This window comes from Pseudomonas sp. PS01303, assembly GCF_029959385.1.
GTDB lineage: Bacteria > Pseudomonadota > Gammaproteobacteria > Pseudomonadales > Pseudomonadaceae > Aquipseudomonas > Aquipseudomonas rustica.
On sequence record NZ_JASCPK010000246.1, the window covers coordinates 1 to 4,622 of the forward strand.

The window sequence follows — 4,622 nt, forward strand, 5'->3', positions numbered from 1 at the left end:
TGGTTTTTTTTTTTTTTTTTTTATAAAAGACCTCTATATCCCTGGGTGCCGGCGGGCAGCTCCTACACCGTCACATGCAGATTTCGAGGAGCGGCCATGTCTTTTGCGGTGATTCAAATGGTCAGCCAGAGTGACGTGCTGGCCAATCTGGCTCAGGCCCGGCGCCTGCTCGAACAGGCTGCCGCCGGGGGCGCGAAGCTTGCGGTGCTGCCGGAAAACTTCGCCGCCATGGGCCGTCGCGACGTCGCTGATATCGGCCGCGCCGAGGCATTGGGCGACGGCCCGATCCTGCCATGGTTGAAACAGACCGCCCGCGACCTCAAGTTATGGATAGTGGCCGGCACATTGCCGTTGCCGCCGGTGGATCAACCGACGGCGAAGGCCAATGCCTGTTCGCTGCTGGTCAACGAACACGGCGAAATCGTTGCACGCTATGACAAGCTGCACCTGTTCGATGTCGATGTCGCCGACAATCGCGGCCGTTACCGCGAATCCGATGACTATGCTTATGGCAGTGGTGTGGTGGTGGCGGACACGCCGGTGGGCAAATTGGGTCTGACCGTGTGTTACGACCTGCGCTTCCCGGAGCTGTACAGCGAATTGCGCGCGGCCGGTGCTGAATTGATTACCGCACCGTCGGCTTTTACCGCGGTGACCGGCGCAGCGCATTGGGACGTACTGATTCGCGCGCGGGCCATCGAAACCCAGTGTTATGTGTTGGCGGCAGCGCAGGGCGGAACCCATCCGGGGCCGCGCGAAACGTTTGGCCATGCGGCGATTGTCGACCCGTGGGGCCGCGTGCTGGCGCAACAGGATCAAGGCGAAGCGGTGTTGTTGGCCGAACGCGATAGCAGTGAACAAGCGTCCATCAGGGCGCGGATGCCGGTGACGAGTCATCGGCGGTTTTTCTCGCAGGGCGCACAGCGACCTGCTTCAGAACATGAATTTAAGGCGTAAACCTATGAGCGAGTTGTTGTCCTCAGTCAGTGATCACCTGTTGGCACCGGGCGGCGTGACCATCGAGAGCCTGCAAGGCGTACTCGGCGATCTGGCCGGCCCGGGCATCGATGCCGCCGACCTGTATTTCCAGGGACAGATCTCCGAGTCCTGGGCGCTGGAAGATGGCATCGTCAAGGAAGGCAGCTTCAACCTCGATCAGGGCGTTGGCGTGCGCGCGCAATCCGGTGAGAAAACCGGTTTCGCCTACAGCAACGCGATCACCCTCGAAGCCCTCGGCGCAGCGGCTCGCGCGGCACGTTCGATCTCCCGTGCCGGGCAAAACGGCACGGTGCAGGCGTTCACCAGCCAAGACGTCGCCCAGTTGTACGCGCCGGATAATCCGCTGGAAGTGCTGAGCCGCGCCGAGAAAGTCGAGTTGCTCAAGAGCATCGATGTCGCGACCCGCGCGCTCGACCCGCGTATCCAGCAAGTCAGCGTGAGCATGGCCGGTGTCTGGGAACGGATTCTGGTCGCGTCCACCGACGGCGGTCTGGCGGCGGATGTGCGCCCTTTGGTGCGTTTCAACGTCAGCGTGATCGTTGAGCAGAATGGTCGTCGCGAGCGCGGCGGGCATGGCGGCGGCGGGCGTACCGACTACCGTTATTTCCTCGCCGAAGACCGCGCCATGGGCTATGCCCGTGAAGCGTTGCGTCAGGCGCTGGTGAATCTGGAAGCGATCCCTGCCCCGGCCGGTACTTTTCCGGTGGTGTTGGGTTCGGGTTGGTCTGGCGTGCTGTTGCACGAAGCCGTCGGCCACGGTCTGGAAGGCGATTTCAACCGCAAGGGCAGTTCGGCTTACAGCGGGCGCATGGGCGAAATGGTTGCCTCGAAGCTTTGCACCATCGTCGATGACGGCACCTTGAGCGGCCGTCGCGGTTCGCTGAGTGTCGACGACGAAGGCACGCCGACCGAGTGCACCACGCTGATCGAAAACGGCGTGCTCAAGGGTTACATGCAGGACAAGCTCAATGCGCGTCTGATGGGCGTGGCCCGTACCGGTAATGGTCGTCGTGAATCTTACGCGCACTTGCCGATGCCGCGGATGACCAACACCTACATGCTCGGTGGCGAAAGCGATCCGGCGGAAATCATCGCGTCGGTGAAGAAGGGCATCTACTGCGCCAACCTCGGCGGCGGTCAGGTCGACATCACCAGCGGCAAGTTTGTGTTCTCCACCAGCGAGGCGTACCTGATCGAAGACGGCAAGATCACCGCGCCGGTCAAAGGCGCGACGTTGATCGGCAACGGCCCTGAGGCGATGAGCCGGGTGTCGATGGTCGGTAACGATCTGGCGCTGGACAGCGGTGTGGGGACGTGCGGCAAGGATGGGCAGTCGGTGCCGGTGGGCGTGGGTCAGCCGACGCTGAAAATCGATGCGATCACCGTCGGTGGTACGGGCGCATAAGAAACGTGTGTAGGAGCTGCCGCAGGCTGCGATCTTTGTTTTTAAAGATCAAAAGATCGTCCGATCGCGGCCCGAGCCTTCGGCAGCTCCTACAGGGATGAGATCAACGCAGGCCGCGTTGAGTCTCGTCCAGCTCACGGATGTACTTGAAGATCTTGCGGCTGGAAGCAGGAGGTTTGTTTTGCGCAACCTCGTGCTGAGCCTGACGGATCAGGGAACGCAATTGCTGGCGGTCGGCGTCCGGGTACTCGACGACGAATTTTTCCAGCACGGCATCGTCGCCCGCGATCAGGCGATCGCGCCAGCGTTCCAGGTTATGGAAACGCTCGTTGTATTGGCGAGTGGAGGCATCGAGTTGATCGAGCAAGGTCAGAATCGCGTCAGTGTCCTGGTCGCGCATCAGTTTGCCGATGAACTGCAAATGCCGTTTCCGCGCGATATTCGCGGTGTGCTTGGGCGCATCGGCCAAGGCCCGGCGCATGGCGTCGGTCAGTGGCAGTTTTGCGATCAAGTCAGGCTTGAGTGTTGTAAGGCGCTCGCCAAGGTCAACCAGAGCATGCAGCTCGCGTTTGACCTGAGATTTGCTTTTTTCTCCCGTATCGAGGGAGTCGTCGTAAGAATCAACCATGGTGGCAGTCCGCAAAGAAACGCCGCCATGATAACCAGTCGGGGGCCGCTTGTCCGGCCCGGTCGCTCGATGGCCCCAGCCGAAAGCAGAATTTGAGTGGAGATGAGCATGAGTGCAGTTGAAAGCGTCGGCCCGCAGGCATTGCCGGCACTGCAGGAACAGGTCGAGCAGATCATCGCCGAAGCCAAACGTCAGGGCGCCAGCGCCTGTGAAGTCGCGGTATCGCTGGAGCAGGGCTTGTCCACTTCCGTGCGTCAGCGCGAAGTCGAAACAGTCGAATTCAACCGCGATCAGGGGTTTGGCATCACGCTGTACGTCGGTCAGCGCAAAGGCTCGGCCAGCACGTCAGCCACCGGGCCAGAAGCGATTCGCGAAACCGTCGCGGCGGCGCTGGCGATTGCCAAGCACACCTCTGAAGACGAAGCCTCTGGCCTGGCCGATGCCGCGCTGATGGCCAAGGATCTGAAGGATTTCGACCTGTTCCACGAATGGGACATCACCCCGGAACAGGCGATCGAGAAGGCGTTGATCTGCGAAGCGGCGGCGTTCGATGCCGATGCGCGGATCAAAAATGCCGATGGCACCACCCTCAGCACTCACCAAGGCTGCCGCGTTTATGGCAACAGCCACGGTTTTATTGGTGGTTACGCGTCGACCCGACACAGTCTGAGCTGCGTGATGATCGCTGAGGCCGACGGCCAGATGCAGCGCGATTATTGGTATGACGTCAGCCGTCAGGGCTCGTTGCTGGCGGATCCGGTGAGCATTGGTCAGCGAGCTGCGCAACGGGCCGCGAGCCGTTTGGGCGCGCGTCCGGTGCCAACCTGTGAAGTGCCGGTGCTGTTCTCCGCAGAACTGGCCGGTGGCTTGTTCGGCAGTTTCCTTTCGGCGATCTCCGGCGGCAGCCTGTATCGCAAATCGTCGTTCCTCGAAGGCACGCTGGGGCAGAAGCTGTTCCCGGAATGGCTGACCATCGACGAGCGTCCACACCTGATGCGCGCCATGGGCAGTTCGGCCTATGACGGCGATGGTCTGGCGACGTACGCCAAACCGTTCGTCGAAAAGGGCGAGTTGGTCTCGTACATCCTCGGCACGTATTCCGGGCGCAAACTCGGCATGCCGAGCACCGCTAACGCCGGCGGCGTGCACAACCTGTTCGTCACCCATGGCGACGAAGACCAGGCGGCGCTGTTGAAGCGCATGGGCCGTGGTTTGCTCGTCACCGAATTGATGGGCCATGGCTTGAACATGGTCACCGGCGACTATTCACGCGGCGCGGCGGGTTTCTGGGTCGAGAACGGCGAAATCCAGTTCGCGGTGCAGGAAGTGACCATCGCCGGCAACATGCGCGACATGTTCAAGCAGATCGTCGCGGTGGGTAACGACCTGGAACTGCGCAGCAACATTCGCACGGGTTCGGTGTTGATCGAACGGATGACCGTCGCGGGCAGCTAAACCGCAACCGTCACAAAAAAAGGCGCGCCATCCACCCGGATGGCGCGCCTTTTTCATGCCTGACTCAAATCCCCTGTAGGAGCCGAGCTTGCTCGCGAAGGCGGCATGTCAGTCGACATCAATATTGGCTGACAC

4 protein-coding genes are annotated in these 4,622 nt (G+C 61.3%); 3 read left to right on the top strand and 1 reads right to left on the bottom strand.

The genetic code is table 11. The features are described from left to right. Positions 1–96 precede the first annotated feature (96 nt). Positions 97–957 carry a carbon-nitrogen hydrolase family protein gene (locus tag QMX93_RS29765; protein WP_053117089.1) on the top strand — a complete coding sequence of 287 codons (861 nt, stop codon included), beginning with the start codon at positions 97–99 and terminating at the stop codon, positions 955–957. 4 nt (positions 958–961) lie between these two features. After that, positions 962–2,404 (top strand): metalloprotease TldD, encoded by a 1,443-nt coding sequence (tldD, locus tag QMX93_RS29770; RefSeq protein WP_008085093.1) that lies wholly within the window; start codon positions 962–964, stop codon positions 2,402–2,404. A 103-nt stretch (positions 2,405–2,507) separates the two neighbouring features. Here tldD and yjgA read toward each other — a convergent pair whose 3' ends face one another. After that, positions 2,508–3,032 carry a ribosome biogenesis factor YjgA gene (gene yjgA / locus QMX93_RS29775; RefSeq protein ID WP_007915377.1) on the bottom strand — a complete coding sequence of 175 codons (525 nt, stop codon included), beginning with the start codon at positions 3,030–3,032 and terminating at the stop codon, positions 2,508–2,510. 102 nt (positions 3,033–3,134) lie between these two features. On the opposite strand from yjgA, the gene pmbA reads away from it, so the two are divergent. Next, complete coding sequence (gene pmbA, locus QMX93_RS29780) at positions 3,135–4,487, top strand: metalloprotease PmbA (protein ID WP_172680072.1); 1,353 nt, start codon at positions 3,135–3,137, stop codon at positions 4,485–4,487. Positions 4,488–4,622 lie beyond the last annotated feature (135 nt).

Bases quoted from the DNA above. Each gene is read 5' to 3' on its own strand.
- yjgA (WP_007915377.1), bottom strand. From the start codon at position 3,032: ATGGTTGATTCTTACGACGACTCCCTCGATACGGGAGAAAAAAGCAAA.
- pmbA (WP_172680072.1), top strand. From the start codon at position 3,135: ATGAGCATGAGTGCAGTTGAAAGCGTCGGCCCGCAGGCATTGCCGGCA.
- tldD (WP_008085093.1), top strand. From the start codon at position 962: ATGAGCGAGTTGTTGTCCTCAGTCAGTGATCACCTGTTGGCACCGGGC.
- QMX93_RS29765 (WP_053117089.1), top strand. From the start codon at position 97: ATGTCTTTTGCGGTGATTCAAATGGTCAGCCAGAGTGACGTGCTGGCC.